Genomic DNA, 681 nt, shown 5'->3' with positions numbered 1-681 from the left:
AAACTATAGAAAATAAAAATAGCAGTAAGTTGTTATATTACTGCTATTTACTATTTGTCTGATGCTCGTTTGTGAGCGGAATTATTTCACGAACTCTGATTTTGCAGATTGAAGTATTGGAAAAACAGATGTAATAGATATTTGAATAGTCTTTCCGAACTCTGATTTTGCGGATTGAAGTATTCAGAAAAACAGATGTAATAGATATTTGAAGACTCTTTCCGAACTCTGATTTTGCGGATTGAAATATTGGGAAAAGCAGATGTAATAAATATCCGGTCTGCGACATTTACACAGCTTTCTCTGAAAGAATACCGGAACAATAGATGTCATAAAATGCCTGCAAAAGGGCTATAAACAAGAAAAGAGCCTCTCTGCACTTGGCAAAAAGGCTCTCTTTATATCAGCATATTGGACAAAACAAGATGTACGCAGAACTTCTGTAACCTCTATCTTATATCCTGCATAAATAATACGCAGAACTTCNCTTTATATCAGCATATTGGACAAAACAAGATGTACGCAGAACTTCTGTAACCTCTATCTTATATCCTGCATAAATAATACGCAGAACTTCTCGTAATACTTCACTCCAGAAAGGAGGTGTTCCAGCCGCACCTTCCGGTACGGCTACCTTGTTACGACTTAGCCCCAGTTACCGGTATTACCCTAGTACGATCC

The 681-nt window shown here is 37.1% G+C and carries 1 rRNA gene; it reads right to left on the bottom strand.

Features of this window, described 5'->3' with window-relative positions:
• Positions 1-596: 596 nt before the first annotated feature.
• Positions 597-681, bottom strand: a 16S ribosomal RNA gene (locus tag HQ29_RS08595); the annotation flags it as partial.

It is taken from the genome of Porphyromonas canoris (assembly GCF_000765975.1).
Classification (GTDB): Bacteria; Bacteroidota; Bacteroidia; order Bacteroidales; family Porphyromonadaceae; genus Porphyromonas_A; species Porphyromonas_A canoris.
Note: the sequence above shows the minus strand (reverse complement) of the source record. Positions and strands in the feature narration are given on the sequence as shown.